The organism is Ensifer sp. B1-9 (assembly GCF_050474445.1).
In the GTDB taxonomy this organism is placed as follows: Bacteria; Pseudomonadota; Alphaproteobacteria; order Rhizobiales; family Rhizobiaceae; genus Ensifer.
Genome location: NZ_JBCHVG010000042.1, coordinates 1 through 1,079 on the forward strand (window position 1 = coordinate 1; position 1,079 = coordinate 1,079).

At 66.0% G+C, this 1,079-nt stretch carries 2 protein-coding genes; both read right to left on the bottom strand.

Features of this window, described 5'->3' with window-relative positions:
• A partial coding sequence (locus ACQ5BM_RS34555) for an ATP-binding cassette domain-containing protein (RefSeq protein ID WP_429820844.1) occupies nucleotides 1-206 on the bottom strand: 206 nt, incomplete at its 3' end.
• Nucleotides 207-237: 31 nt separating this feature from the next.
• On the bottom strand, nucleotides 238-1,079 hold an 842-nt coding region (gene cysW / locus ACQ5BM_RS34560; RefSeq protein WP_429820846.1), incomplete at its 5' end, for a sulfate ABC transporter permease subunit CysW.

Genomic DNA, 1,079 nt, shown 5'->3' on the forward strand with positions numbered 1-1,079 from the left:
TTTTGCGAGGCATCCTCGTCGCCGAAGAAGACCGTGCCGCCGGTCGGGCTTTCGAGCCCGGCGACGAGGCGCAACAGCGTCGTCTTGCCGGAGCCGGAGGGACCTAAGAGCGCGATCAGCTCGCCGGAGCGGATGTCGAGCGAGACGTCGTCGAGCGCCGGGAAGCGGCCGAATTCCTTGCGGATGTTGTGAACGCGCACGTCCATGGCGATACCTTTCGAATGCGGGCTTTCCCGGTCAGTGCCTGCGGCTGGCGGCGATCTCGGCGCTGTAGCGGATCTCCAGCGCCGTCTTCAAAATCAGGGTGATCAGCGCCAGCAGCGCCAGCAACGCCGCCACCGCGAAGGCGGCGACGAAGTTATATTCATTATAGAGGATTTCCACCTGCAACGGCATGGTGTTGGTCTCGCCGCGGATATGGCCGGAGACGACCGAGACGGCGCCGAACTCGCCCATGGCGCGGGCGTTGCATAGGAGCACGCCGTAGAGCAGCCCCCATTTGATGTTCGGCAGCGTCACGTGCCAGAAGGTCTGCCAGCCGGAGGCCCCGAGAGACAGGGCCGCCTCCTCGTCGCTGCTGCCCTGTTCCTGCATCAGCGGGATCAGCTCGCGGGCGACGAAGGGGAAGGTGACGAAGACGGTGGCGAGCACCAGGCCCGGCACGGCAAAGAGGATCTGGAGGCCGTGGTTCTGCAGCCACGGGCCGATCAGGCTGTGCGAGCCGAACAACAGCACGAAGACGAGGCCGGAGATCACCGGCGAGACCGAGAACGGCAAGTCGATCAGCGTCGTCAGGAAGGCCTTGCCCTTGAACTCGAACTTGGCGATCGCCCAGGCGGCGGCGACGCCGAAGACGAGGTTGAGCGGCACGGCGATGGCGGCGACGGTCAGTGTCAGGCGGATCGCCGAGAACGTCTCGGTGTCGCCAAGCGCGGCGACGAACTCGGTCGGCCCCTTGCGCAGCGCCTCGGTGAAGACGGCGGCAAGCGGCAACAGCAAAAACAGCGCGACGAAGGCAAGGGCGGTGATCGTCAGCGTCAGCCGGGCAAAGCGGCTTTCCGAGGTGGCGGCGGCAAGCT